This window comes from Arthrobacter sp. HMWF013 (assembly GCF_003061105.1).
In the GTDB taxonomy this organism is placed as follows: Bacteria; Actinomycetota; Actinomycetes; order Actinomycetales; family Micrococcaceae; genus Arthrobacter.
On the sequence record NZ_QAIQ01000545.1, the window covers coordinates 3165 to 3865 of the forward strand.

Below are 701 nucleotides of genomic sequence, written 5' to 3' on the forward strand. Positions count from 1 at the left end.
CCAAGGCCATGGGTGCCTCCCGGGTCATCGGCAGCGCCGGAACGCCGGAAAAGGTGGAGCGGCTCCTGGAGTTGGGCTTCGATGCCGCCTTCAACTACCGCGATGCCCCGGTCCGCGAGCAGCTCAAGGCCGCTGCGAACGGCCAGGGGATTGACGTCTACTTCGACAACGTCGGCGGGGACCACCTGGAAGCGGCCCTGGCCGAACTCAGCGTCGGCGGCCGCGTCGCCATGTGCGGTGCCATCGCGCAGTACAACGCCACAGAACCTTCTCCGGCTCCCCGGAACCTCGCGGTCGCCATCGGCAAACAGCTCACCCTCCGGGGCTTCCTGGTCAGTGGCCAGCGCCAGCACCGGGCCGAGTTCTTCGAGAAGATGGCCGCCTGGCTGGCGGATGGCTCAGTCCGCTACGACGAGACGGTTGTTGACGGTCTGGAAAACGCTCCGCAGGCGTTCATGGATCTGCTCGAGGGTGTAAATACCGGCAAGATGCTGGTACGCCTCCAGCCGTCGCTCCCGCAGGTCGAGGGGCTGCCTACCCGTTGGTAACAAGTTCTCAACAATCTCCAGGATCCAGCCCCGATGTGGTAGCGGCTGTGGTGCAGCCCACTAAAGTGTGGTGTATCAGTGCGCTCCGGCGCAGTGCTGCGAAGCCCTCAGTGAAAACAGAATTTCAGTGTAGAAACGGACACTCATTGAATT

1 protein-coding gene is annotated in these 701 nt (G+C 63.3%); it reads left to right on the forward strand.

What is annotated here, in order from left to right:
- Nucleotides 1-548, forward strand: a 548-nt coding sequence (locus DBR22_RS24790) for an MDR family NADP-dependent oxidoreductase (RefSeq protein WP_258229298.1), incomplete at its 5' end; no start/stop codon positions are given.
- Nucleotides 549-701 lie beyond the last annotated feature (153 nt).